Origin of the sequence: Sphingobium sp. AP50, from assembly GCF_900109095.1 — a bacterium.
GTDB lineage: Bacteria > Pseudomonadota > Alphaproteobacteria > Sphingomonadales > Sphingomonadaceae > Sphingobium.
The window spans coordinates 89,032-113,628 of sequence record NZ_FNYZ01000002.1 but is presented as its reverse complement, the minus strand read 5'-3'; the positions used below and the strand labels follow the sequence as shown (position 1 = coordinate 113,628).

The following is a 24,597-nucleotide window of genomic DNA, read 5'->3' as shown; positions in this document are numbered from 1 at the left end:
AGGTTTGATTTGGAAATTGAGATTCCACCCGATAGCGACAAGTCGATGGGACGCCCGCCACTTGGAATGAAGCCGACGACGATCAGGCTAACTACCGACACGATCCGTCGTATCGAGGCGCTTGTTGGCAACCGCAGGCTCGCCTTGTTCATCCGCGAGGCGGTGGAGAACGAATTGCAGCGCCGCGAGAATCCAGAAGCGCCCACGGGTCAGGGCACCCCCTGACGGAAAGCAATTTTGCGGCGGTTGTCGAATGCCTGACCGATCCGGCAGTGATTGACTGTTGAGCGCGGCTTGCGGTGGCGTATCCACTCGGTGCCGATTTTCACAGCATCAGCGCCAAGGGGCGCGGCTAGCGATCGAAATTGATGTTGTCCGACCGGCACATGTGCGCCATTAGTCGCCGTTCAACGGGTCATCTCTGTTTCCCGGAAGCGGTCATTCGTTCAGATTGGCACCGCCCATCTCGTGACAAGAAGCTGCCGGTCAGCCTTCGACCAAATATGGCCGCTCGATCTCCATTGAGCATTGCTTGATAGCCGCCATCGCGCAGTTGTCTTACGATCCGGTGGCGACCGGGATTGTTAGGCGATGATAGATGGATGATGAGCAGACACTGTGTTTCTACGCCAATGAAGCACAAGCATATGCTGCGCGATATGCTGAGGCGCACAGTAGGAGCCTTGATCGCTTCCTCGCGACCTTGTCCGCTTCCGCACGCATATTGGAATTGGGTTGCGGCGGTGGGCGAGACTCGGCTGCAATGATCGAGCTTGGCTTTGATGCCGTGGCTACTGATGGGTCACCTCAAATGGCAGCCGAGGCTTCGAAGCGGCTTGGCCGTCCTGTCAGAACGCTGCTTTTTGGCGAGCTGGACGAGATTGCAGAGTATGACGGCGTTTGGGCCAACGCTTGCCTCCTTCACGTGCCTTTTGCACATCTCCCCGACATCATCCGACGCATCCATTGCGCTTTGCGTCCCGGCGGTAGCTTCTACGCCAACTATAAGACGGGCCGAGCGGAGGGACGGGATAAATTCGGTCGCTACTATAATAACCCGACAGAGGCTGCTTTATTGACTTGCTACGCAGAGGCGGCTGATTGGGGCGCAATTGAGATCGATAGCAGCACCGGGTTAGGATATGATGATCAGCCGACAGATTGGCTGGCCATTTTCGCGAAACGTAATTCCAACGTATAGTCTGCAATTTGGAATCCCGCTGCAGAAGCTGCCATTCCGCAATCCACCCTCGATCGCCATTCGACCGTCCGAATCGCACCGAACAGCCCTAACAGTAGCCCGTCCGGTTTCGGACGGGAAAGCGGACTGGGCAAAATCGACCAGAAACGGACATAAGTAGGGCCACTTTTTATTCGCGTTATCTGCCGTTGTCCTGTCATATGGTAAGATGAAAAGCGCGCGATCTTACTTTGGTTTGTTGGTCGTGATCGTCTCGATAGCCTGTGCTTCTTGCTCTGAGCGGGCTGACCAAAACGGCGCAGAGAACGGCGGCATCGAAAAGCCGGTGACGCTCTACGCTCATCAAGCCAACGGCTTAGTGGCGGGTTTCGCAACGCCGGGATTGGAAGAATGCGATCCTAATGTCGCTGCTCGTCAAATTAGACGAGTGGATACGATGCAGATGGAGGCGCTATCGCGCTGGCATGACAAGCATCTTCCACTTGAGGGTTATCGCGAATTGGAACGACGCGACCTCATACGGCTATATGAAACCACTTTTCTGCCGCTTTCCGACGCCGACTGGGCTGAGGGCAGGAGATACACGACCGAGCAACAGAAAAGAGCAGACATTGCCATCGGTTTTGCGCGACAGCATAATCAAGCGGCGTTCCAAACCCGCAAAGCCCAAATTCTCCGTCTCTGTCCTGAGGTGCGGTTAGCACAAGGCCGTGACAAATCATCAGTCGCTGCGGATTATTGAGTCTACCCCCCCCGGAATGGCAGCTATCTGCCGAGATTTATTGCAAAGCCGCCATTCCGCTCCCCACCCACGATCGTCATTTTCCATGGCGCTTGAGCGTTGATCGTCGCGATGGCAGCCTGTCCGGTTTTCGACGGGAAAGCTGACCGAAAAAAAGCGACCAATGATGGTCATTAATACTCTTGTTGCCGGTGTCCGAAAGCGGCCGTGCTTCCGGAGATCATGGCTCTTCCATGCCAAGTTTGAAAGCGACGTTGTTGTCACGGTCCTTCGGTGGTGTCGTCAGCCAATCAAACAGGCCTTGAACGGAACGACGCCAAGCCTTCCACTTGCTACTGGCAAAGGCTCTAGATTTGTATGATTCCCATGTCGGCCCCGCTCCTCGCGGTGAATTCATCATCTCATCATTCAAGGGAAAACCCTTAAATTCTGCCAAATGCAATTTTCCGACTTGAATAGTTGCCGCTGCGCTGTTGACGTCAAGATGTAAATCTTGATCCATAAGTACAAAACCTACCTTTGTTTTGGGATTGTAAATGCGATCGGCATAAATATGAATAAATTTTATTGTTCCAATATTTCCTTTTGCAAAATTTGGACGTGCGTCAAATATATTATTTACGTTTAATTGAGGTATACTATTTATGCCATAAGAAAATGTTCCAACATGGACAGTGCCCGGGCATTCTACCTCATGCACGTTTGGCTGACCGATACGGCTCCACATCTTCCAATAGCCAGCAGATCCGGTTTCTTCGATTCCCGCGAAGCCACCTGCGCGCTGTGCTTCCCACTCGAACCAGTTGAACGGGATATAGAAAGTCGTTTCCCCGTCCCTGAATATCCGTACGTCCGCTATGCGTCCGTCTTTCAGAATCAGATTGGCGAGTTCAGGCAGGGGCGGGCAGTTCGGCGGTTTAGGGGGCGGGTTGTCCTGTCTAGCTGTCTGTTGAGTATCCTGCGCACGTCCACATGCACCCAGCCCAGAGACCGCCCCCACAAGCCCTAAGAGCAGCACTCCATTTCTCACATTGCGTACCTTCTCATCGCGGCGACGGTTATTGCTTACTGAACTGCAATCTGTACCCGTACTCAAAACAGCGGCCGCTCCGAAGCTATTCCATCACCAAAGCAGACATTCCGCTCCCCATCTGTGGACGCCCCGATTAACGCAAGTGGTATTTGGAGGTAGGCACGTAGTCGGATGCTGCCATCTGTCCGGCCTCTGATGCAGCGATGATAGCTGCGGGCCCGTATGGGAGTTCGCGGACCGGAACCACATCACCCGTAGCGTGCTGATGAAGCACGGTGGGAAGCCCTGGTTCTTCCGATCCCGTCTCGCCGACCGTTGTGCCATACCCTCCTTTGACCGACTACGTTCCGACGACCTCTGGCCTGCCTTGGCTTACGCCGTGGCTGCGACCGGAGCTTTGTAAACTTCATCCTTCGTCAGCAGCGCCCAGACGATCCGTGCCGTCTTGTTCGCCAGCGCAACCGTCACCAGCATGCGTGGCTTGCGGGCCAGCATCTGCTCGAGCCACGATCCCTTCGCCGCGCCGCGTTTGCTCGCCTGTAGGACTACTGCGCTGCTGCCGATAATCAGCAGCCTTCGCAGCGTGCGCTCGCCCATCTTCGAGATGGATCCCAGCTTCTGTTTGCCCCCTGTCGAGTGTTGGCGCGGCGTAAGGCCGACCCAGGCGGCGAAGTCACGCCCCTTGGAGAACGTCCCCGACGGCGGAGCAAGCGCGGTGATCGCCGTTGCCGTGATCGGTCCGATGCCTGGGATCGTCATCAGGCGGCGCGCGACTGCATCCTCGCGAGAGCGCCGCACAATCTCCTTGTCGAGTAGCGCGATCTGCCGGTCGAGCATGGCCAGATTATCAAGCAACACCATGCATACCGACCGCACCCCTTCGGGCACCGCCGATCGATCAGAGAGCAGCGCCCTGAGCTTTTCCAGATGCGCCAAGCCCTTCGGTGCGATCCAACCATATTCTGTCATGTGCCCGCGCAAGGCATTGCTGATCTGAGTACGCTGGCGAACCAGTAGATCTCGACCCCGGAACACCATCGCCGCTGCTTGCTGTTCCTCAGTTTTCACCGGCACGAACCGCATGCTGGGGCGCTGTGCCGCCTCGCAGATCGCCTCGGCATCGGCCGCGTCGTTCTTTTGGCGCTTTACAAACGGCTTCACATAGGCCGGGGCTATCAACCGTACATCATGACCGAGCTTGAGCAACTCGCGCGCCCAATGATGGGCTCCGCCACATGCCTCCAACACAACCAGGCAAGGCGGATGAGCGGCAAAGAATGGCAGCAGTTTAGACCGGGCAATCTTCCTGCGCAAAATCGCATGGCCTGATGCATCTACCCCATGCGCCTGAAAAACATGCTTGGCGATATCCAACCCAATTATGCTAACTTCCGACACGGACGCCTCCCTCAAAGTGGTGTTCAACACCTCCACTGTGGCACATCGATGCCGTCGGGGGGCGTCCACCCCATCACCCATGCCGGCGATTTGACCGGGTCAAAGGCGTGGCGATTTGCGCCAGTGCTGACGGTCCGGTCTATATCTGCATGAAATCGAACCCGAGAACGGCGCTGACGGGTGGATTTCGGACTGACAGCTATCGAACGCAATTTTACGATTAGCTGCCGACCTAGATGTTCGGACCGTGCGGTCGCTGCCCGTCCCATTCGGTTCCCTCTGCACAACCACCGTTCTTGCACTCAAGGGAATGATCGATCATCGCTCGAACCCGGACGATCTGGCGACAGTCCGCGCCGATTGCAGGCCTAAACACTACAATAGGCCGAATGGGGAGTTCGGATATCGCGGCCAAACGGGAGCGCAATTCAGGCCACGGGATGTCTTCGCCATCGAACAGGACTTGGTTTTCCGTTGTCAGTTCCAACACGCTTAATGCGGATAGGCCGGTGTCCCATTGAAGCTTTGTGTCCCAATGCCCCGCACGGCAAGCATTGGAAGCAGATGAGGCGATGGCGAGGCAAGCAGCTAGAGCCATCAGCCAAAACACCCCGCCTAAAATCTTCTCGCGCCGACCCACGACATTTCTCCTTGTTGGATTGGGCACTATTTACCGAATGGCCAATTTACGGCGGGCTAACAACAGAATCCGAGGACCGTTTCTGGTCGATGGGCGACAGACAGCTATTTCCGCCCTCAATCGTGCCGACTGCCCGGAAGAGGACCGGCGGCTATCGCCGCTTGCCTGCCCGTAAGCCGACATTCCGAAATCGGCCAATGTGCGACAAACGGGCTTTGCCGACAGCGACCGCTACGCGACCGCCTGCAATCCCTTGCGTTGGATAATGGACAGAAGCCGCAGGGCAGGGCCGCCGGGGCGCTTAACGCCTCGTTCCCAATCCGACACGAGATTGCGCGAGACGTTGAGATAGGCGGCGAACACAGGCTGCGAGACATGCTCGCGCTCGCGAATCGCCCGAATTTCATCGCCTGCCAGCGCAGGGGCGGGGGCAAGGCACGCATCATCGAATGTACGCAGCGTCGCGCGCGACACCACGCCCGCGTCGTGGGCGTCGCTCATCATTTCATGGATCGCGCCCGCAATCTCGCTGCGATAGCCCTTATCCTTCATCACGGTTCCCATCGTCTATCTCCACCAGAGTTCCCGACGCCACCAGTCGGTCTAATTCCCCGGCGCTCCACTCCAGCGCCTCGCTTGCCGCGTCGCGAAGCAGGGCCAGGTCCGCCTTTGTTATGTTCGCCTGCGCACTTTTGGCGAACCCGAAAGTGAATATCGCCCTGTCACCCTGCCGGAACAGGATCAGCGTGCGATAGCCGCCCGACTTTCCTTGCCCGGTGCGCGCAACCCGCTGCTTGATGACACCGCCGCCAAGATCGGCATCCACCAGACCGCTTTCTGCGCGCTCCACGGCTTCACGAAGCGAGGCATCGGTAATCCGCTCTTTTCGGGCGAAGCGCTCGAACCAACCATTCTTGAAGATGCGCGCGATGGCGGTTCTCCTATTTTCTGAGGCCGCATATAACACTGAGCGTTATATTTCAACCTGGATGGGAAGGAACGACACGGTATCGGCCTTCTTGACAGCGCATAGGCTTGCGGGTGAGCATGGGTTTGCTTCACGACGCTACCGACGGTGGTCCTTTCAAAGGAGCCTCCAATGAACGACTCGACCTAACGCCTGCTGGCTGTCCCCTGAAACGGGGCGGATGCGAAGGCTTGGCGTGAAACTTTGGTACAGGCTGGGAAAAAAACTTCGCTGATTGTCATCAGCGAGAAGCCTACGCCAAATTCCGCCGTCTTCCGCCGCCGACCGCCAACTGCCGCCAGCGTTCACCGATCCATGAAAGCGTAGCTGCCAGCACGCCCGGAACACTCTTGTCCGGGACGGCAAGGCATCCAATGCTCGTGGCCGGGGGCGCGTGCAACATCCTGATTTGAAGAGACTGCCCCATGACCAACAGTGATCGTATCATCCGCCTGAAAACAGTACTCGCCCGCACAGGGCTTTCCCGCACGACGCTTTATCGCAAGATGGGCGAAGGCACTTTCCCGCGCCAAGTGAAGATCAGCGTCCACGGCGCTGGCTGGCGCGAGTCCGCCATCAACCGATGGATTGCCGATCCGGTAAGCTATCGCGAAGAGTTGGGCGTTTGATCATGTTGCCGTGCCCAACCTGTTGCAGGCATGGGCACGGCAACATCGACGGCTTGCGATCAGGCGGCTTGGCTCTTCGCCTTACCGAACTTTCCGGTTACGACCTTCTGTCCGTCCCGCAGGAAGTCGAGATGGTCGGACCAATGCTGCATCATGCGGACCCGCTCATCCCAATATTCGCCCCGCGTGTATGCGCGACGCACGGCGTTGTTGTCGCAATGGGCAAGCTGCCGCTCGATCGCGTCGGGATGCCATAGTCCCATTTCGTTGAGCAGTGTCGCGGCCATCGCCCGGAAGCCGTGGCCGGTCATTTCATCCTGTGCGAAGCCCATGCGCCGCAAGGCGGCGTTGATGGTGTTCTCCGACATGGGCCGGTCCACCGAGCGGAGCGACGGGAACAGGTAGCGGCTATAGTCGGCATCATGTTCGATGGTGCCAAGGATCGCCAATGCCTGCCGGGAAAGGGGGATAGTATGGGCGCGGCGCATCTTCGTCTTGTGCGCCGGGACTGTCCACAGCGCCTTGTCGAAATCTAAGTCGGCCCATTCTGCATGGCGTAGCTCACCTGGGCGCACGAACACGTGCGGAAGCAGTTGCAGCGCCGCTTTGGTATTTGCAAAGCCCTCGAACGCCTCAATGGCGCGCAACAGTCCGCCCGCATTATCCGCGCTGGTGATCGCGGCGCGGTGAACTGGCTTGGGTGCGATCAGCGCCCCGCGCAGGTCCGCTGCCACGTCACGCTCCGCGCGCGCCGTGGCGATGGCGTAGCGGAATATCTGGCTGCAGGTGCTGCGCAGGCGCTTGGCCGTCTCGTAGCGGCCCTTGCCCTCCATTTTGCGCAGCATGGTCAAAACCTCCTGCGCGGTGATGGCGGAGACTGGGCGTTTGCCCAGCGACGCATTGATAAAGGCCAGCAGCCAACGCAGCTTCTTCATCGTGACGGAAGAGCGGCCTTCACGCTCGACTTTCACCAGCCATTCGTCGGCAACCGCCTTAAAGCTGTTGGACGCGGCCACGGTCGCGGCAATCCGATCAAGTCTGATCTTTTCGGCGGGATCGTTACCCTTCGCCAGTACCTTGCGGGCGGCGTCGCGCTGCTCGCGGGCGTCGGCAAGACCGATGTCGGGATAAATCCCGAAGGCCAGCGTCTTTTGTTTGCCAAGGTGGCGATAGTTCATCCGCCAATAGCGCCCACCATTGGGTGCCACATAGAGGAAAAGGCCATCGCTATCGGTGAGTTTATAGGGCTTGGCTTTGCCCTTGGCGTTTTTGATCGCAGCGGCAGTGAGCGCCATGATGGTATCTCCTTTTCGAGGAGGGCCGCGCTACCATCAGACATACCATCAAGTTGCTGGTATCCGGTGGTCCGAGACCGCTCCGTATGGGATACCTATACCATGAAAAACCGCAGAAATCCGCCGTTCCCGGCACCTTCTGATACTCTCTGGGAGAGTATTTTGGTGACCCCTACGGGAATCGAACCCGTGTTTCAGCCGTGAAAGGGCCGCGTCCTAACCGCTAGACGAAGGGGCCGTTCGTTGTCGCTACCGTGGCAGCGCTGCGAAGCGAGGGCGCAATTAGGCGGGGACGGCGAAACGGTCAACCCCCTTTGCGCAAGAAAAATGCAATCTATCTCAATCGGCCCAGGCGGCGTCCTCCAGATGCAGCTCTGCGGCGGGGCGGCTGCCCCAATCGTCGATCTTCACCTTGCCCGCGATCCACAGCCGCCGGTCGCGCGGCGCGCCCAGGATCGCCTGACCCAGATCGGTCTCGGCCTGGCGGAAGGCGATGGTCTTGATCGAGCGGCCGTCATCGCCCGCCATGATCGCGCGCAGATGGCCGTTGCCCACGACATCGGCCTTGATCACGCGCATCTTGCCCGCAGCGATCAGGGGTGCGGGCCAGCCGGCGCCATAGGGGCCACCCTGTTCGATCGCGGCGACGAAGTCCGGGTTGACGCCTGATGGCGCCAGCACCGCGTCGATCAGCAGCGCGCGGTCGTCCCGCGCCTTGGCGACGGCGGCGGACAGGCGATCGTCGAGATAATCCGCCAGCGCGTCGATCCGGTCGGCCGCGACGGTAAGGCCGGCCGCCATGGCATGGCCACCGCCCGCGACCAGCAGGCCGCTATCCTTGGCCGCCAGCACCGCAGCGCCCAGATCGACGCCGGAGATGGAGCGGCCGGAGCCCTTGCCCACACCCGCTTCGTCCACGGCGATGACGATGGCCGGGCGGCCAGCCTTCTCCTTGATGCGGCCGGCGACGATGCCGATGACGCCGGGATGCCAGCCTTCGCCCGCGATCACCGCGACGGCGCGATTGCCTTGCGCGGCGAGCAGCGCCTCGGCCTGTTCCTGCACCGTCGATTCGATGGCGCGGCGTTCTTCATTATATTGGTCCAGTTCGGCGGCGATGCGGGCCGCTTCGGCCGGGTCCGTCGTCGTCAGCAGGCGCACGCCAAGGTCGGCCTGTCCCACGCGGCCGCCGGCGTTGATGCGCGGCCCCAGTGCGAAGCCCAGATCATGGCAGAGCGGCGCGCGGGTCAGGCGGCTGGCGTCGATCAGGGCAGACAGGCCGATATTGCGGCGTTTGGCCATGACCTTGAGCCCCTGCGCTACGAAGGCGCGGTTGAGGCCCCTGAGCTGCGCCACGTCCGCCACGGTGCCCAGCGCGACGATATCCAGCAGGTCCAAGATGTTGGGCTTGGCCCGAACGGCGAACCAGCTGCGCGCGTCGAGCGCCTTCAACAGCCGGGCACCGAGCAGGAAGGCAACGCCAACGGCGGCCAGATGGCCGTGCAGGGCGGCGTCGGGATGTTCGTCCAGCCGGTTGGGGTTCACCAGCGCGAAGGCTTCGGGCAACTGGGTCGCGCATTTATGATGATCGACCACGACGACATCGACACCGGTCTGCTTTGCCATGGCGAGCGCTTCGAACGCCTGCGCGCCGCAATCGACGGTGACGATCAGCGTGGCGCCTTCCCCCGCCAGCCGGACCAGCGCCTCACCCGAGGGGCCATAGCCCTCCATCAACCGATCGGGGATATAGGGTCTGGCATTGAGGCCCAGATCACGCAGCAGCAGGATCAGCAGGGCGGCGCTGGTCGCGCCATCGACGTCATAATCGCCGAAGATGCGGACGTCTTCCCCGCGCTGGACGGCATCGGCCAGTCGCTCGGCAGCGGCATCCATGTCGCGGAACAGGCTGGGGTCGGGCATGAACTGCCGGATGGTGGGGTTGCGATGCGCCTCCAGCCCGTCGCGCGGGCAGCCGCGCGCCAGCAGCAATTGCGTCACCAGATCATCGGGCAGATAGGTCGGGTCGCGCGCGTCGGCGCCGCCCCCCCGCCAGCGCCAGGGCTGGCCGGAAATGGATCGCGAGATATTGAGCGCAAATGTCATGTTCCGCCTCTAGACCGGGTGACGTCATGAGGGAAGCCGCGCCAAATCATGTCGCAGGCGGAACCGTCGCAACAGCTTGAGCGTATTGCCTCTTTGCCGCGCATGTGGAATGCGCGGTGTGAAAGGGGCATCGCAGGTTCATGATCAGACGACAGGCATATCATGTCCGGCGCATGTTGAGCCTGTTCCTGCTGACGGCATCGCCACTGCCCCTGATGGCGCAGACGGCGCCGTCGACGGCGGAGCCCGCGACCGAAGAGCCGATCCTGCCCGATGACCAGTTTGATGCCCGCCTGCCCAAGATGGAGGGCACCGATCCCAACGCGCCCCTGCCGTCGATCGACAACTGGATCGACCAGCAGATGCCCGCGCAGGGCAGTGCAGCGACCGAACTGCCGCCCGCCACCGACCCGGCCGAAGAACAAGAACTGGCGCAGCCGCTGCCGCCGCTCGACAGCGTGACGGTGCCCGCCAATGCGGCCGCGAATAGCGATCCCAATGCCAAGCTGCCCGATATCCGCTATGCCACCAGCATCGAAGGGTTCGGCAAGACCGGGCTGGAGGATGAATTCCGCGCCGAATCGGCCCTGATCGATGGAAAGGGCAAGGCGGAAACCGCCGCCATGGTGCAGGCGCGCGCGCATGAGGATGAAAAGCTCGCCACGCGACTTTTCTATTCGCAGGGCTATTATGATGCGACCGCGCTCGCCAGCCTGGATCAGGCGGGGGACGGGACGCTGAAGGCCGTCATCTCCGTCACGCCGGGCAAGCGCTACAAGATCGGCGCGATCGTCGTCACCGCCGATCCGACCGTGCCGCCGACGCTGATCCGCGATAGTCTGCCGCTCAAGACCGGCGACTATATCATCGCCACCGATGTCGAGGGGGCGGAGGCCAATGTTGCGCTGAAGCTGCCGGAAAATGGCTATGCCTTCGCCAAGGTCGGCGAACGCGACATATTGCTGGATGCCGCGACGGTAACGGGCGACTATACGCTGCCGGTCGATGTCGGCCCGCGTGGCACCTTCCGCAAGATAACGACCAGCGGCGAGAAGCAGGCGTTCGGCGCCGACCATATGGAGGTCATCAAGCGCTACAAGCCGGGCCAGATCTATGACAGCCGCAAGGTGGACGACCTGCGCAAGGCGCTGGTGGCGACCGGGCTGTTCTCCACCGTCGGGGTCGATCCAGTGCGGACGGGCGAAGTTGCGCCGGATGGCACCGAATATGTCGACCTGAATGTCGAACAGGAAGCCGGCCCGCCACGCACGCTGGCGGGTGAGGCGGGCTATGGCACGGGGCAGGGTTTCCGCGCGGAAGGGACATGGACCCATCGCAATCTTTTCCCGGCGGAAGGTGCGCTGATCGGCGGCGTCATTGCGGGGACGCAGGAGCAGGGGGTGTCGGGCACGTTCCGCCGCTCCAATGCGGGCAAGCGGGACAAGACCTTCCAGACCGGCATCACGCTCAATCACCAGAATTACGACGCCTATGAGGCCTTTACCGCTGGCCTCAACATTGGCTGGTCGCGGGCGTCGACGCCGATCTTCCAGAAGCGCTGGACCTATAGCTATGGCGGGGAGATCCTGCTGACCAACGAACAGGTCGTGATCAATCCGGCGACGGCGGACAAGACGCGGCGCACCTATTTCATCGGCGGCCTGCCGGTGCAGATCGGCTATGACCGGTCCAACGACCTGCTGAACCCGACCAAGGGGTTCCGCGCCACGCTGCGGGCCGAACCGGAAGGATCGCTTCAGGGCAATTTCTCCCCCTATCTGCGCGCCAGTTTCGACCTGACCGGCTATTATCCGGTGTCCGACAGCCTGGTGATTGCGGGCCGGGCGAAGGTCGGCACGATCACTGGTGTCAGCCGCGACGATGTTGCGCCGTCACGGCGCATCTATGCCGGCGGCGGCGGATCGGTGCGTGGCTATGGCTATCAGGAACTGGGGCCGAAGGACGCCAATAACGATCCGATCGGTGGCCGGTCGGTCAATGAATTCGCGGTCGAGAGCCGCTATCGCTTCGGCAATTATGGCGTCGTCGCCTTTGTGGATGCCGGTCAGGTCTATGAAAGCTCCATGCCCAAATTCTCCGACATGCGCTATGGCGTCGGCCTGGGTGGCCGTTTCTACACCAATTTCGGCCCCTTCCGCGCGGACATAGCCATGCCGATCAACCGGCAGCCCGGTGAATCCAAATTCTCCATCTATATCGGCATCGGACAGGCCTTCTGATGGCGCAGGATGACACCCCGCCCGCCGCCACCGAAACCGTGGTGATCCGCACGAAGCGGCCCTTGTGGCAGAAGATCGCGATTGGCGCGGTCGCCCTTGTCGTGGGGCTGGTCGTGCTGGTCGCGGGCCTGTTGCTGGGCCTCAATACCCAGCCGGGCAAGAAATTCCTGATCCAGCAGATTGCCGCGCTCCAGATGGAGTCCGGCATGAAGATCGAGGTCGGCCGGATCGACGGGTCGATCTACAGCGACATGACGATCCACGATCTGGTGCTGCGCGATCCCAAGGGCGTGTTCGCGGTCAGCCCGAAGGTGCATGTGATCTGGCGGCCGTTCCGCTACATCAACAATCATATTTCGGTCAGCCTGCTGGAAACGCCGCTGGTCGTGCTGGCGCGCAGCCCGCAATTCAATGTGGTGGAAAGCGATCCCAACGCGCCGATCCTGCCGGATCTGGACATTGACGTCAACCGGATGAAGATCGGCAAGTTCATCCTGGCCAAGCCGGTGATCGGCCAGAAGCGCGAAATCGCAATCGATGGCGTTACCCATATTGCGGATGGCCGAGCGATATTGTCCGCCGACGCCATCGTCGACAGCGGCGACCGGTTACAGGCGAAGCTGGATGCGGTGCCCGCGCAAAATCGTCTGGCGATGAGCGGCACGCTGACGGCGCCCAAGGGTGGTGTCATCGCCGCCATGTCGGGCCTGACCGACGGCATGACCGCGACGCTGGCTGGCAAGGGCAGCTGGCAGGCGTGGGACGGCCGGATCATCGCCCATACGCCCAAGGGTGAGCTGGCGAACATCGCGCTGGCGGCGCGTAACGGCAATTTTACCGCCAAGGGACCGGTGCGACCCGGACTGGTGTTCGAGGGGCCGGTGGACCGGCTGACCGCGCCGCAACTGGACGTGGACCTGTTCGCCGGGCTCAACGAACGGCGCGTGAATTTGAAGGGCACGGTGCGTTCGCCCGCCATGACGGCGGATGCGCAGGGCCTGATCGACCTTGGCAAGAGCCAGTTCAGCGCGCTGAAGATCAACGCCGCGCTGCTGACCCCCGGTGCGATCATGGAAAAGGTGAAGGGCAGCGACGTGCGTGCCTCCATCATCCTCGATGGGCCGATGGCGACGCCTTTCATCGACTATGACATCACGGCCAAGAGTATCGCGTTCGACGCGACCGGGATCGAGAATCTGAAGGCCAGCGGCCGGGCGGTGATCGATGCCGATCGCATCCGCATTCCGGTGAACGCCACCGCGACCCGTGTGACCGGCCTGAACGCCGCGGCCGGCGGCCTGCTCCAGAATCTGCGGGTGAAGGGCGATTTCGCTTATGCCGCGGGCAAGCTGATCAGCGATAATCTGAAGATCGACAGCAACAAGATCGATGCCACCGCCATCGTGCTGGCCGACCTCGACAACGCCATTTATCGCGGCGCGCTCAAAGGCCGGGTCAATGATTACAAGATCGACGGCGTCGGCATCGTCAACCTCAATACCGATGTCGAACTGATCCCCGGCCCCAAGGGCGGTTTCGGGCTGGGCGGACGGTTCGGCGTGCGGACCGCACGCTGGGAGAACGCCTCCGTCCGCGACTTTCTGGGCGGCAATGCGGTCATGTCCGGCCGCATCGGCATGACGCCGGAGGGCAAGTTCACGCTGGCGGGTTTGAAGGGCGCAGCGCCCAACTTCACCATCCACCGTGGTTCGGGCAGTTACGACACCGACGGGCAGGTTGCGTTCGACGCGACGGCTTCGTCCAAGCAATATGGCCCGCTCGCGCTGACGGTGCGCGGGACCATGGAAAGACCGCAGGCGGTGTTGCGCGCGGCGCGGCCCAATGTCGGCGTGCAACTGACCGATGTGGTTGCCAAGCTGAACGGCGAAGCGGCGGGCTATCGGCTCGAAGCCACGGGCGGTTCGCCCTATGGGCCCTTCTTCGCCAATGTGCTGATCCGCACGGCACAGGGGCCGCTGACGATCGACGTGACCAAGGCCCGCTTCGCCGGGATCGACATGAATGGCCGCATCCAGCAGAACGCCGCCGGTCCCTTTACCGGGCAACTGGCGATGAACGGCTCCGGCATCAATGGCGCGGTCAGACTGGCGGCGGTCGGCAAGGTGCAGGGCGTGGACGTCAACGCCACCGCCAGCAATGCCAAGCTGCCCGGTGAGGCCGATATCGTCATCGGCCGGGCGATCGTCACCGCCTCCATGCTGCTGACCGACCAGCCGCAGATCAAGGCCGACGCGCAGATCGCCAATGCCGCCTATGGCGCCTATGTCGTGCGCAAGGCGCGGGCACGGGTCGACTATCAGGGCGGTCGCGGGCGCGCGCAGATGGTCGCGGATGGCTCCAGCGGGGTACCCTTCTCGGTCGCGGTCAATGCGGCGCTGCGGCCCGATCTCTATGCCGTGCATATGCAGGGCAAGGCCGCCAATATCGACTTCAAGCTGGCGCAACCGGCGATCATCCGGGTCGAACAGGGCGGCTATCGTCTGGAACCCGCAACGCTGGTCCTGCCGCAGGGCAAGGTCGATCTGGCGGGTCGCTTCGGTGACACCACGACCGCGCAGGCGCGGTTCAAGGATTTCGATCTGGCGATCGTCAATCTCGCTTCGCCGGGGCTGGGCATTGGCGGGCGGGCGACCGGCACGCTGGATTATAGCCAGCAGGGCAGCGCCTTCCCGACCGCGACCACGCGGCTGGCTATCGCCGATTTTCGCCGGTCGAGCCTGAGCGCCGTGTCCGATCCGGTGTCGATGAATGTGGAAGGCAAGCTGTCTTCGGCGGGCGGCGACATGCGCGGACTGATCCGCGAAGGCAATAGTACGCTCGGCCGTTTCGTCGCGACGCTGGCGCCTCCGGGATCTGGCGCAAGCTGGGCGGAACAGTTGCAGAATGCGCCGCTGGGCGGTGGCATCCGCTATGCGGGGCCGGCCGATGTGCTCTTCTCCTTCGCGGGAATGGCGGATCAGCAACTGACCGGCGGGCTGGCGGTTGCCGCGGACTTTAGCGGGAAGCTGGCCGATCCGCGTCTGAATGGCGTGGTACGGGCCAATGCGCTGACCTATGAGAATGAGACATTCGGCACTCGCGTCACCCAGATGAAGCTGGATGGCCGCTTCACCAACGATCATCTTGAAATCCGCGACTTCTCCGGCCGGGCCGGTGATGGCACCGTGCAGGCGTCCGGCAATGTCGGGCTGGCGGCGGACAGCGGCTTCCCGATGGCGATCGCGGTCAAGATGGACCATGCGCGGCTGGCGCGCAGCGAGGATATCACCAGCGTCGTCAGCGGTACGCTGAACATCACCAACAGCGCGCAGACCGGCGGCCTGATCAAGGGCGACCTGTCGCTGCCCGAAACCCGGTACAAGGTGGCCTGGCAGGGTGGCACCGAGATTCGCGAGCTGACCGGCATCCGGCGCAAGGGCGCTGGCCCCGATGCGCTGGACCAGCGACTGGCGGCGCGCAAGGCGGAAGCCAAGCCGGCCGACTGGAAGCTCGACATTCGGGTGCGGGCGGACAATCAGATCTATGTCACCGGCATGGGGCTGGATTCCGAATGGAAGACCGACATGCGCGTTACCGGCACCACCGCCGCGCCGCGTGTCATCGGCAAGATCGAGGTGCTGCGTGGCCGCTACAGCTTCTCGGGCCATCAGTTCGATCTGGAGCAGGGCATCATCACCTTCAACGGGCCGATGCTGAACCCGACACTTGCGATCAAGGCGGAAACGACGATCGACAGCGTGACGGCGGGCCTGCAGGTGACGGGATCGGCGCAGCAGCCGGAAATCGCCTTCATCTCCACGCCGACCTTGCCTCAGGATGAAATCCTGTCGCGCATCCTGTTTGGGGAGAATGTCGCCAACCTGTCCGCCACGCAGGCGATCCAGTTGGCTGCTGCGCTCAACGGATTGCGCGGGGGCAGCGGTGGCCTCAATCCGATGGGCAAGTTGCAGGGCGCGACCGGGCTAGACCGCATCGGTATCGTTGGTGGCGATGAAGCGACCGGACGCAGCACGTCGCTGGCGGTCGGGCAGCATATCTCCAACAATATCTATGTGGAGGTGATCACCGATTCGAAGGGCTTCACCGCAACGCAGCTGGAAATCGCCCTGTCGAAGACGCTGAGCCTGTTGTCGAAGACCGGCACCAATGCCGGGTCGTCAGCGAACCTGCGCTATTCGAAGGATTATTGATCCCGCGTCGGTGTAGCTTAACGGTGGCTGGGTAAGGCGATCATCGATATCTGCCGCCCATAATCGCTTTCCTGCGCGTGGCAGGCGCGACGATAGCTGTAGAAGCGGTCGGGCTGGCTATAGGTATCCTCGTCCAGCAGGGCGATCCGTCCGATGCCGGCACCGGCAAGGCGTGTGGCCACATAGGCGGCGATATCGAACTGGTGGTGGCCCGGCCGTCCGGGGGTGAAGAAGCGTTCATTGGCGCTATCGTCCTGTTCGAAGCGGGCAGCAAAATCGTCGCCCACTTCATAAGAGGCGCGGCCGATGCAGGGGCCGATGGCGCAGGCGATTCGCGCCGGATCGGCGCCCAGCGCGACCATTGCTTCGATCGTCCGGTCGGTCACGCCGCCGATCGCGCCTTTCCACCCGGCATGGGCCGCGCCCACGACGCCCGCATTCGCGTCGGCGAACAGCACTGGGACGCAGTCTGCGGTCAATATGCCCAGAACCAGCCCCGGATGGTTCGTCACCATCGCATCGGCGGCCGGCCGTGCGGTGTCGGCGATCGGATTGATCACCGTCACCACATCGGGGGAGTGCACCTGATGCACCGTCACCAGAGTCGCGCCCGGCAGCAGCGCATCCCGCGCCAGATCACGGTTGCGCATCACGGCTTCGCGATCATCCTGCGATCCAAGGCCAACATTCAGTCCGGCATGCACGCCCGTCGATACGCCGCCGCGCCGCCCCGCAAAGCCGTGCGGCACGTCTTCCAGCCCGTTCGCGCGCAGCAATTCGATCATAGGTCAGCTCCTTGTCAGTCTGCGCCGCTATTGGACGAGCATGTCTCATCCACGCAACATACTTGCGCGTGGCGGATTAGGCGATAGTCTCGCGTTCATAGCTCAAGGGGGGCGGCGTTACGCTGCCCGAGCAAAACAGATTGAGTGTAAAGGGCATCATTCATGATTTTCGGGCGCGTTAAGCCTCTCGACGCCATATTGGCGACGGCAGAGAAAAAATCGCTGCACCGGTCGCTGGGCGCATTCCAGCTGACCATGCTGGGCATCGGCGCCGTCATCGGCACCGGCATCTTCGTGCTCACGGCGGAGGCGGCGCAGAAGGCCGGCCCCGGCATGATGCTTTCCTTCGTCATTGCCGGCTTCGTCTGCGCCGTAGCGGCGCTGTGTTACGCCGAAATGGCGGCGATGGTGCCGGTGTCCGGCTCCGCCTACACCTATAGCTATGCCGTGATGGGCGAACTGATCGCCTGGATGGTCGGCTGGGCGCTGATCCTGGAATATGCGGTCGCGGCGGGCGCCGTGTCGGTCGGTTGGTCCGGCTATGTCGTGGGCCTCATTGAACATACATTCCATCTCGACATACCCGATCTGCTGACGCGCGGGCCGTTCGATGGTGGCATGGTCAACCTGCCCGCGATGCTGATCGCCAGCCTTGTGACCTGGCTGCTGGTCATCGGCACCAAGGAAAGTGCGACCGTCAACGCCGTGCTGGTGCTGATCAAGGTGTCGGCGCTGACCCTGTTCATCGTTCTGGCCCTGCCGGTCATCAACATGGACAAGTTCACGCCCTTCGCGCCGCTGGGCTTTTCGGGCATTTCGGCCGCGGCCGCCTCGATCTTCTTCGCCTATGTCGGTTTCGACGCTGTTTCGACGGCTGCGGAAGAAACCAAGAATCCGCAGCGTAACATGCCGATCGGCCTGATCGGTTCGCTCGGTATCTGCACCATCTTCTACATGCTCGTCGCCGCTGGCGTCATCGGCACCGTCGGTGCGCAGCCGGTCGCCGGCCCGGCCGGTGAAGTGCTGGCGCCCGGCTCCACCGCCCTGTCGCAGCAATGCGCCGCGCTGGCCGCCGCTGGTACGGAAGCCGTCACCTGTTCGAAGGAAGCGCTGGCCTGGACGCTGCGTGAAATCGGCTGGCCCCAGATCGGCAACCTGCTCGGCCTCGCCGCCGGTCTGGCGCTGCCCTCGGTCATCCTGATGATGATGTTCGGCCAGACTCGCATCTTCTTCGTCATGAGCCGTGACGGCCTGCTGCCTGCGGTCTTCTCGAAGGTGCATCCCACCTATAAGACGCCGCATGTCATCACCATCCTGACCGGCATCTTCGTGGCGCTGTTCGCCGCCTTCTTCCCGGTCGGCATCCTGGCGGACATCTCCAATTCGGGCACGCTCTTTGCTTTCGCCGCCGTGTCGATCGCGGTGATGCAGCTGCGCAAGACGGATCCGAACCGCGCCCGTCCGTTCCGCACCCCCGCGATCATGGTGACCGCACCGATCGCGATCCTGGGCTGCCTCTATCTCTTCTGGAGCCTGGGCGTCGAAACCAAGCTGATGTTCGTCGGCTGGGCCGCCGTCGGTCTGATCGTCTATTTCGCCTATAGCCGCAGCCGCAGCCATGTCGGCCGGGGCGTGGTGGATGTCGCCGAAGATGATGCGGGCATCCCCCCGCAGCCGGTGCCGCCGCTTCCCGGCGCGCATACGCCGGGCGGCAAGGACGCCTGATCGGAACAAAAAAAGGGGGCGGGAAACCGCCCCTTTTTTAATGCTCCATTTTAATGGAAGTCGACGTCGGCGTCGCGCAACGAACCCAGATTGGGGCGCGTGAACAGTTTGCCATGTTCCGCCCAGATCACGATCAGGAAGGATGCGGAGCCAAAGACCAGCAGGCCGATGGTGAAGGGCAGGGTCGTCCCGTCAAAGGCGCGCCCGACGATGCTGCCCAATGCACTCGACAGCGCCGTGGTCAGAAAGGCCTGGAAAGACGACGCAACACCGGCGCCCTTGTGGAAGGGCTCCATCGAGATTGCGCTGAAATTGGATGCGGTGAAGGCGACCGTCATCATCGTCATCGCCTGAAGCACCATGAATGTCACCAGTGTCTCATACCCGGTCAGGATCACCGCCAGATGGACCGCTGCGATCAGGATGAAGGCCAGCAAGGCGCTCTGGCTCATCCGTCGTGCGCCGAAGCGGGACACCATCCGGCTGTTGATCAGGCTGCCCAATCCCATGCAGCCGGCGATCATGGCGAACCCGATCGGAAAGATCTTCTGCGCGTGAAAGACGTCGAAGAAAATCTGCTGGATAGACAGTATGAAGCCGATCAGGCCGCCCATCACCACGCCGCTCGCCAGCATATAGCCGATCGAACTGCGCGTGCGGATGACGGTGCCGATGGTGTGGAGCAGTGCGCCCGGTGTGATGCGGATGCGATTTTCGGGCTTCAGCGTTTCGGGCAGACGCGTGATCATCCAGCCTAGGATCAGGCTGGCCAGAATTACCAGCACCCAGAAAATCCAGCGCCATGGCGCAATCCACAGAATCGCTTGACCAAAGCTGGGGGCCATCACCGGGATCAGCATGAACACGGCAAAGATCAATGACATGACTCGCGCCATGGCGTCACCCTTGAACTGGTCACGGACGATGCCGACGGTGATGACCCGGCTAGCCCCGGCGAAGAAACCGGCGCTGCCCCGCGCCACCAGCAGCATGAAGAAGCTCTGCGCGCTGGCGCAGGCGATGGTGGACAGGATGAACAGAGCCATCGCGCATCCCAGGACCCGCTTGCGCCCGAACCGGTCGGACAGCACGCCGAACAGCAGCGATCCGAACCCCAGCCCCAGAAAATAGATGCTGATGATCAATTGCCGGTCATTGGGATGCGGAATGGCCAGATCACGGCCGATATCCGGCAGCGCCGGCAGCATGGGATCGATCGACAGGGCGTTCATCGCCATGAGGCAGGCGCACAGCAGCACGAATTCGCGGAAATGGATTTCTCGCGATGGGGCGGCGGTGGAAGGTATCTGGGTCATGCGGGCGGCTATGGGGGCAACAGGCCCCTTGTTCCAGTCTTTATCTGCCACGCAATGCCGTAACGGCACCCGATCATCCCAAGCAGAGGCCCGTTTTGTCCTATGATATCATGGAAAATTTCGTGTTAACCATTTTTTATCGGTTCCCGGTCCAACCTGCTGCTCGTGGAAAAGGGGGTCCAGATCCATTGATTTAGGATTGAACAGGGGCAGACATCATGGGTAACAGCATCAAGAGCGCACAATTTCTGATGGAAGCCCGCCTGTCGCGGGCGGCTTATGGAACGGCGGACGACTGTTTCGATCTGGGCGTCGCTTATAGCTGCGGCGAAGGCGAACTGCCGATCGACCTGATCGAGGCGCATAAATGGTTCAACCTCGCCGCGCTGCGTGGCAGCGAGCAGGGGCAATCGATGCGGGCCGAGATCGCCGAGGAAATGACGGCGCGGGAAATCGCCGAGGCGCAGCGTCAGGCGCGCGCCGTGATCGCCTTCACGCAGATGCGCGCGGCCTGATCAGCCGTCTTTCCGAAACGGGGTTCGTTCGTTGAGCCATAGCCGATCGCGCTGCACGCCTTCGCGTTCGGCCGCGAGGAAATCGGCGATCGCCCGGCGGAAGCCCGGATTGGGGATATGGTGCGCCGACCATGTCGGCTCTGGCGCATAGCCGCGTGCCAGCTTGTGGCCGCCCTGCGCGCCGGCTTCGACCCTGGCCAGTCCGCGGGCGATGGCGACGTCGATCGCCTGATAATAGCAAAGCTCGAAATGCAGGTTGGGAACGTCTTCGGTACAGCCCCAATAGCGACCATAAAGCGTGTCCGCGCCGATCAGGTTGAGCGCGCCGGCGATCGGCTGTCCGTCGCGTAGAGCGAGCATCAGCAAGACCTTGTCCGCCATGCTTTCACCCAGGATCGAGAAGAAGGCGCGGGTCAGATAGGGCTGGCCCCATTTGCGGGCGCCGGTATCCTGATAGAAAGCCCAGAAAATATCCCAATGCGCTTCGGTCAAGTCGCTGCCGGTCAGGTGGAGTATCTCCAGCCCCTCGACCGCGCGCCGCCTTTCCTTGCGGATATTCTTGCGCTTCTCGCTCGACAGGTCGGCGAGGAAATCGTCGAAACTTCCATAGCCGCGATTGGTCCAGTGGAACTGGCTATCCTCGCGGATCAGCCATCCCGCCGCTTCGAATAGCGGCACCTGATCGGCATCGATGAAGGTCGCGTGGGCCGATGACAGGCCGTTGCGCTCGACCAGCATCTCCAGCCCGGCGATCAGCGCGGGCGCCTGTTCCGGATCGCGGAGCAGCAGGCGCGGGCCGGGTACGGGGGAGAAGGGGGCAGCGATCTGGATCTTGGGATAATAGCGTCCGCCGGCCCGCTCCCATGCGTCGGCCCAGCTATGGTCGAACACATATTCGCCCTGGCTGTGGCTCTTGCCATAAGCGGGGGCGGCGGCGGCGATGCGGCCGTCCGGGCCATCGATGACGAGGGGGATGGGCTGCCAGCCGCTGGTGCCGCCCACGCTGCCCGATCGTTCCAGCGCGACGAGGAAATCCCAGCTGACGAAGGGATTGGCGTCGCCCGCGCAGGCATCCCATTGCGCGCGATCGAAATCCGCCACGCCCGCGGCGATACGCGCCGTCACATCAGCCATGGGCGATCTCGAAAATGATCTGGTCGGCATGGGCCGCGGCCTGATGGCGGTCGCCCTCGCTGCGCACCGTCCATGTCAGCACGGGCAGGCCCCTTGCGCGGGCATGGCGGGACAGGGCGGAAGGCAGGTCGCGAATGTCACAGGCGATAAAGTCGGGTTTCGCGAGCCAAAGCGCAAGGGTGCGTTCGATCCGGCCGCGCAGCCAGCCCTTGCCCTGTTGCGTCACGACCAGACCGCGTATCTGTTCCGGCCGATGGCACGCAAACCAGCGCATCGTCCGCGGATTGAAGGACATCACCGCTACAGGCGCATCGGGCCAGAGTGTGAGGTCATGGGCTACCGCCCGGCAAATCGGATCGATATCGCGGCCATCCGACTTGATTTCGACAAGGAGCGGAACTCGTCCGTCGCAGCGGGCCAAGAGGGTGGACAGGCGCGGGATCATGCTGCCATCGGGCAATGCTACGCCATCCAGCGTGGCGCCTTCCAGATCGGCCAGCTTGTCGTCCCGGCCGGCCATGCGGTTCAGCCCGGCGTCGTGAAAGACGAAGGCGATACCATCCCGGCTTGGCCGGACATCGCATTCAATACCATAATCGCCAGCAATGGCGGCTTCGAAGGCCGCCATGCCGTTTTCGCTGATCCCGCCCCCATGCAGGCCCCTATGGGCGAAGGGGCGGGCGGTCAGCCAGTCGGTCGGGCGATCAGGCCGCCGGGCGGACAAGGACGACCGCGTCGATTTCGACCACCGCGCCCAGCGGCAATACAGGCACGCCCACGGCGCTGCGCGCATGCTTGCCGGCTTCACCGAAGATTTCGACCATCAGTTCGGACGCGCCATTGGCGACCTTTGGCTGGTCGGTGAAGGTCGGGGCGCTGGAAATGAAAGCGCCCAGCTTCACGATCCGCTCGACCCGGTCGAGGTCGCCCAGCGCCGCCTTCATCTGCGCGATCAGGTTGAGGCCACAGACGCGCGCAGCGGCGACGCCATAGTCCAGGTCGCGATCTTCACCCAGTCGGCCGGTCATCAGGCCATCGGGCGCCAGCGCAATCTGACCGCTGATATGCAGCAGGCCATTGGCCTCCACCGTGGGCACATAGGCGGCAACCGGTGCAGCGGCCTGGGGCAGGGTGATGCCGAGTTCGGCGATACGGGCTTCGATGCTCATGCGATAACTCCATCGGATAGGGGTGATTCGATCGGGGCTGGCCCTTGCGCCAGTCGCTCCATGATCCAGTGTTCTGCCGTGGCCCAATCATCGATCCGGGCATGGGCATAGGGCGCGGTCGGCACATGGGCGGCGATTTCGGGCTCGCCCACCAGATGCAGCCGCCACACGCCGGGAGCATGGGTGGCGACCGAATGATGATGTTCGGCCAGATCGTCGATGAACAGAGCGACGCTGGGCTGCCGTTCCGCCACGATCGCCGCCAGTGGCCGGCCCTTGCCACCCTGATTCCAGTGGACCGGCAGGGTCAGGCCATGGGTGGCGAGTTGTTGTGCCCGCGCCCCCTGATGCCGCTCGGTAATGTTGGTCAGCACTTCGATATCAGCGATGGCGGACAGCCGCAGCAAGGCTTCGACCGCGTTCGCGATTGGAGCTTGCCGATGCATTTCCGTTTCGAAAAAAGCCAGCAGCAATTCCCAGACATGCTGCCGCTCCAGCGGTTCGCCGCTATCCTTGTGCCGCAGCGCCTCGACAAAGCCGCGCTCGCGCATGTCGAAATGCACGCCATGGGTTTCGTCCAGCCATTCCCGGAACGGCACGACCATGTGCAGCAGCACTTCGTCGCAGTCGGTGATGATCAGGGGACGGGTCATGCGTTCAATCTCTGCTGCGCCGCGATCAGGGCGGCGGGGGTGGTGTCGATCGCTTCGGCGCAGGCGATCAGGTCAGGCTCATGGTCGGACAGGAAAGTGAGGACCGCGCCCAATATGGCGGGATTGTCTATCCCCGCGCGCAGGGCATCGACATCCAGGCCCGTCAGCGCCAGCAAACGATCCGCCCGGCCGCCATCGCTCAATGTCCACCCCAATGCCATCAGCGCCAGCGTTGCCGCCTCTTCAGCGCTATCCTGTCGGCTATCCGGCTTGCCATTCTCGGCTGTGGGTCGCATGATGGCCTTTCGGGGCGGGGCGGCTGACGAGTGCGCTCCAATAGGCATTTCGGACCGCGGGTGACTGGTGGCAAAGCGCGTGCTCGTTGTCGAGGACAACGAACTCAATCTCAAACTTTTTTGCGACCTGCTGCGCGCGCACGGGCATGAAGTGTTGCCGCTGCGCGACGGGCGCGACGTGCTGGCACAGGCGCGTGAGTTTCTGCCCGACCTTGTCATCACCGACATTCACCTGCCCCATGTCAGCGGGCTCGACCTGATCATTTCGCTGAAGGCCGACGATCGGCTGTCTGCCGTCCCGATCATGGCCGTTACCGCCTATGCCGGGCAAGGGGATGAGGAGCGGATTCGGGCTGCTGGCGCGCAGGCCTATGTGTCCAAACCGATTTCCGTACTGCGCTTCGTGGAGCAGGTGAACGCCTTGCTGTAACGATCGGGCAAGCTGCTTCACATTATCGTCATACAGCTTTCATTGCGTTTACATCGACCCGCCCTTTAGGCGTCATCCTCGTCTGCCACCCCCCGCAACGCAGCGGCGCGGC

At 62.3% G+C, this 24,597-nt stretch carries 23 protein-coding genes and 1 tRNA gene; 9 read left to right on the top strand and 15 right to left on the bottom strand.

Going from position 1 to position 24,597, the window contains the following annotated elements; translation table 11 throughout:
• Positions 1–9: 9 nt before the first annotated feature.
• The 3 genes from BMY84_RS06485 to BMY84_RS06475 all read left to right on the top strand — a co-directional run bounded on the left by BMY84_RS06485 (position 10) and on the right by BMY84_RS06475 (position 1,943).
• A complete protein-coding gene (locus tag BMY84_RS06485) occupies positions 10–225 on the top strand; it encodes a hypothetical protein (protein ID WP_093082092.1) in 216 nt (71 codons plus the stop codon).
• Between the two features lie 373 nt (positions 226–598).
• Positions 599–1,201: a class I SAM-dependent methyltransferase gene (locus tag BMY84_RS06480; protein ID WP_093082089.1), complete on the top strand. Its 603-nt coding sequence runs from the start codon at positions 599–601 to the stop codon at positions 1,199–1,201.
• 208 nt (positions 1,202–1,409) lie between these two features.
• Positions 1,410–1,943, top strand: a complete 534-nt coding sequence (locus tag BMY84_RS06475; RefSeq protein WP_093082086.1) for a hypothetical protein — start codon at positions 1,410–1,412, stop codon at positions 1,941–1,943.
• Positions 1,944–2,163: 220 nt separating this feature from the next.
• Here BMY84_RS06475 and BMY84_RS29015 read toward each other — a convergent pair whose 3' ends face one another.
• The 5 genes from BMY84_RS29015 to BMY84_RS06455 all read right to left on the bottom strand — a co-directional run bounded on the left by BMY84_RS29015 (position 2,164) and on the right by BMY84_RS06455 (position 5,981).
• Positions 2,164–3,039 (bottom strand): hypothetical protein, encoded by an 876-nt coding sequence (locus BMY84_RS29015; RefSeq protein ID WP_143074996.1) that lies wholly within the window; start codon positions 3,037–3,039, stop codon positions 2,164–2,166.
• Between the two features lie 309 nt (positions 3,040–3,348).
• Positions 3,349–4,374 carry an IS110 family transposase gene (locus BMY84_RS06470; protein WP_093082084.1) on the bottom strand — a complete coding sequence of 342 codons (1,026 nt, stop codon included), beginning with the start codon at positions 4,372–4,374 and terminating at the stop codon, positions 3,349–3,351.
• A gap of 232 nt (positions 4,375–4,606) precedes the next feature.
• Positions 4,607–5,014, bottom strand: a complete 408-nt coding sequence (locus BMY84_RS06465; RefSeq protein WP_093082081.1) for a hypothetical protein — start codon at positions 5,012–5,014, stop codon at positions 4,607–4,609.
• A gap of 231 nt (positions 5,015–5,245) precedes the next feature.
• Complete coding sequence (locus tag BMY84_RS06460) at positions 5,246–5,566, bottom strand: helix-turn-helix domain-containing protein (RefSeq protein ID WP_093082079.1); 321 nt, start codon at positions 5,564–5,566, stop codon at positions 5,246–5,248.
• On the bottom strand, positions 5,556–5,981 hold the full coding sequence (locus BMY84_RS06455; RefSeq protein WP_371262404.1) for a type II toxin-antitoxin system RelE/ParE family toxin: 426 nt from the start codon (positions 5,979–5,981) through the stop codon (positions 5,556–5,558). Before BMY84_RS06455 ends, BMY84_RS06460 begins: the two co-directional genes overlap by 11 nt.
• A gap of 425 nt (positions 5,982–6,406) precedes the next feature.
• On the opposite strand from BMY84_RS06455, the gene BMY84_RS06450 reads away from it, so the two are divergent.
• Positions 6,407–6,610, top strand: a complete 204-nt coding sequence (locus BMY84_RS06450; RefSeq protein ID WP_093082076.1) for a helix-turn-helix transcriptional regulator — start codon at positions 6,407–6,409, stop codon at positions 6,608–6,610.
• A 59-nt stretch (positions 6,611–6,669) separates the two neighbouring features.
• Here the strand turns inward: BMY84_RS06450 and BMY84_RS06445 are convergent, their stop codons facing one another.
• The 3 genes from BMY84_RS06445 to recJ form a co-directional block, all read right to left on the bottom strand.
• Positions 6,670–7,905: a tyrosine-type recombinase/integrase gene (locus BMY84_RS06445; RefSeq protein WP_093082074.1), complete on the bottom strand. Its 1,236-nt coding sequence runs from the start codon at positions 7,903–7,905 to the stop codon at positions 6,670–6,672.
• Positions 7,906–8,068: 163 nt separating this feature from the next.
• A tRNA-Glu gene (locus BMY84_RS06440) sits at positions 8,069–8,143 on the bottom strand.
• A gap of 101 nt (positions 8,144–8,244) precedes the next feature.
• Positions 8,245–10,011 (bottom strand): single-stranded-DNA-specific exonuclease RecJ, encoded by a 1,767-nt coding sequence (gene recJ, locus BMY84_RS06435; protein ID WP_093082071.1) that lies wholly within the window; start codon positions 10,009–10,011, stop codon positions 8,245–8,247.
• A 140-nt stretch (positions 10,012–10,151) separates the two neighbouring features.
• Between recJ and BMY84_RS06430 the strand changes: the two genes are divergently transcribed.
• Positions 10,152–12,251 carry an autotransporter assembly complex protein TamA gene (locus BMY84_RS06430; RefSeq protein ID WP_093082069.1) on the top strand — a complete coding sequence of 700 codons (2,100 nt, stop codon included), beginning with the start codon at positions 10,152–10,154 and terminating at the stop codon, positions 12,249–12,251.
• Positions 12,251–16,462 carry a translocation/assembly module TamB domain-containing protein gene (locus BMY84_RS06425; RefSeq protein WP_093082066.1) on the top strand — a complete coding sequence of 1,404 codons (4,212 nt, stop codon included), beginning with the start codon at positions 12,251–12,253 and terminating at the stop codon, positions 16,460–16,462. Before BMY84_RS06430 ends, BMY84_RS06425 begins: the two co-directional genes overlap by 1 nt.
• A 17-nt stretch (positions 16,463–16,479) precedes the next feature.
• On the opposite strand, the gene pgeF is transcribed toward BMY84_RS06425, so the two are convergent.
• A complete protein-coding gene (pgeF, locus tag BMY84_RS06420) occupies positions 16,480–17,247 on the bottom strand; it encodes a peptidoglycan editing factor PgeF (protein ID WP_093082063.1) in 768 nt (255 codons plus the stop codon).
• Between the two features lie 162 nt (positions 17,248–17,409).
• Here pgeF and BMY84_RS06415 point away from each other — a divergent pair, with 162 nt between their 5' ends.
• A complete protein-coding gene (locus BMY84_RS06415; protein WP_093018560.1) occupies positions 17,410–18,972 on the top strand; it encodes an amino acid permease in 1,563 nt (520 codons plus the stop codon).
• Positions 18,973–19,022: 50 nt separating this feature from the next.
• Here the strand turns inward: BMY84_RS06415 and BMY84_RS06410 are convergent, their stop codons facing one another.
• Positions 19,023–20,288 (bottom strand): multidrug effflux MFS transporter, encoded by a 1,266-nt coding sequence (locus BMY84_RS06410; RefSeq protein WP_093082061.1) that lies wholly within the window; start codon positions 20,286–20,288, stop codon positions 19,023–19,025.
• Positions 20,289–20,506: 218 nt separating this feature from the next.
• Between BMY84_RS06410 and BMY84_RS06405 the strand changes: the two genes are divergently transcribed.
• Entirely contained in the window at positions 20,507–20,803 is a 297-nt protein-coding gene (locus tag BMY84_RS06405) for a hypothetical protein (RefSeq protein ID WP_093018564.1), read from the top strand.
• On the opposite strand, the gene BMY84_RS06400 is transcribed toward BMY84_RS06405, so the two are convergent.
• The 5 genes from BMY84_RS06400 to BMY84_RS06380 are packed head-to-tail and all read right to left on the bottom strand — an operon-like array spanning position 20,804 to position 24,055.
• Positions 20,804–21,937 (bottom strand): GNAT family N-acetyltransferase, encoded by a 1,134-nt coding sequence (locus BMY84_RS06400; protein ID WP_093082058.1) that lies wholly within the window; start codon positions 21,935–21,937, stop codon positions 20,804–20,806.
• Positions 21,930–22,661: a glycerophosphodiester phosphodiesterase family protein gene (locus BMY84_RS06395; protein ID WP_256215108.1), complete on the bottom strand. Its 732-nt coding sequence runs from the start codon at positions 22,659–22,661 to the stop codon at positions 21,930–21,932. Before BMY84_RS06395 ends, BMY84_RS06400 begins: the two co-directional genes overlap by 8 nt.
• The gene (locus BMY84_RS06390) at positions 22,642–23,106 is read right to left on the bottom strand and encodes a RidA family protein (protein WP_093018570.1); all 465 of its coding nucleotides are present in this window, start codon (positions 23,104–23,106) and stop codon (positions 22,642–22,644) included. Before BMY84_RS06390 ends, BMY84_RS06395 begins: the two co-directional genes overlap by 20 nt.
• Entirely contained in the window at positions 23,103–23,759 is a 657-nt protein-coding gene (locus BMY84_RS06385) for a hypothetical protein (RefSeq protein ID WP_093082053.1), read from the bottom strand. Before BMY84_RS06385 ends, BMY84_RS06390 begins: the two co-directional genes overlap by 4 nt.
• Entirely contained in the window at positions 23,756–24,055 is a 300-nt protein-coding gene (locus BMY84_RS06380) for a DUF3572 domain-containing protein (RefSeq protein ID WP_093082050.1), read from the bottom strand. Before BMY84_RS06380 ends, BMY84_RS06385 begins: the two co-directional genes overlap by 4 nt.
• Before the next feature lie 67 nt (positions 24,056–24,122).
• On the opposite strand from BMY84_RS06380, the gene BMY84_RS06375 reads away from it, so the two are divergent.
• Complete coding sequence (locus tag BMY84_RS06375) at positions 24,123–24,485, top strand: response regulator (RefSeq protein ID WP_177203926.1); 363 nt, start codon at positions 24,123–24,125, stop codon at positions 24,483–24,485.
• The last annotated feature ends 112 nt before the right edge of the window (positions 24,486–24,597 follow it).

What these genes read in the sequence shown, in the direction of transcription:
- BMY84_RS06480 (WP_093082089.1), top strand. Translation starts at nt 599, where the DNA reads ATGGATGATGAGCAGACACTGTGTTTCTACGCCAATGAAGCACAAGCA.
- BMY84_RS06475 (WP_093082086.1), top strand. Translation starts at nt 1,410, where the DNA reads ATGAAAAGCGCGCGATCTTACTTTGGTTTGTTGGTCGTGATCGTCTCG.
- BMY84_RS06460 (WP_093082079.1), bottom strand. Translation starts at nt 5,566, where the DNA reads ATGAAGGATAAGGGCTATCGCAGCGAGATTGCGGGCGCGATCCATGAA.
- BMY84_RS06450 (WP_093082076.1), top strand. Translation starts at nt 6,407, where the DNA reads ATGACCAACAGTGATCGTATCATCCGCCTGAAAACAGTACTCGCCCGC.
- BMY84_RS06445 (WP_093082074.1), bottom strand. Translation starts at nt 7,905, where the DNA reads ATGGCGCTCACTGCCGCTGCGATCAAAAACGCCAAGGGCAAAGCCAAG.
- recJ (WP_093082071.1), bottom strand. Translation starts at nt 10,011, where the DNA reads ATGACATTTGCGCTCAATATCTCGCGATCCATTTCCGGCCAGCCCTGG.
- BMY84_RS06430 (WP_093082069.1), top strand. Translation starts at nt 10,152, where the DNA reads ATGATCAGACGACAGGCATATCATGTCCGGCGCATGTTGAGCCTGTTC.
- BMY84_RS06425 (WP_093082066.1), top strand. Translation starts at nt 12,251, where the DNA reads ATGGCGCAGGATGACACCCCGCCCGCCGCCACCGAAACCGTGGTGATC.
- pgeF (WP_093082063.1), bottom strand. Translation starts at nt 17,247, where the DNA reads ATGATCGAATTGCTGCGCGCGAACGGGCTGGAAGACGTGCCGCACGGC.
- BMY84_RS06415 (WP_093018560.1), top strand. Translation starts at nt 17,410, where the DNA reads ATGATTTTCGGGCGCGTTAAGCCTCTCGACGCCATATTGGCGACGGCA.
- BMY84_RS06410 (WP_093082061.1), bottom strand. Translation starts at nt 20,288, where the DNA reads ATGACCCAGATACCTTCCACCGCCGCCCCATCGCGAGAAATCCATTTC.
- BMY84_RS06405 (WP_093018564.1), top strand. Translation starts at nt 20,507, where the DNA reads ATGGGTAACAGCATCAAGAGCGCACAATTTCTGATGGAAGCCCGCCTG.
- BMY84_RS06400 (WP_093082058.1), bottom strand. Translation starts at nt 21,937, where the DNA reads ATGGCTGATGTGACGGCGCGTATCGCCGCGGGCGTGGCGGATTTCGAT.
- BMY84_RS06390 (WP_093018570.1), bottom strand. Translation starts at nt 23,106, where the DNA reads ATGAGCATCGAAGCCCGTATCGCCGAACTCGGCATCACCCTGCCCCAG.
- BMY84_RS06385 (WP_093082053.1), bottom strand. Translation starts at nt 23,759, where the DNA reads ATGACCCGTCCCCTGATCATCACCGACTGCGACGAAGTGCTGCTGCAC.
- BMY84_RS06380 (WP_093082050.1), bottom strand. Translation starts at nt 24,055, where the DNA reads ATGCGACCCACAGCCGAGAATGGCAAGCCGGATAGCCGACAGGATAGC.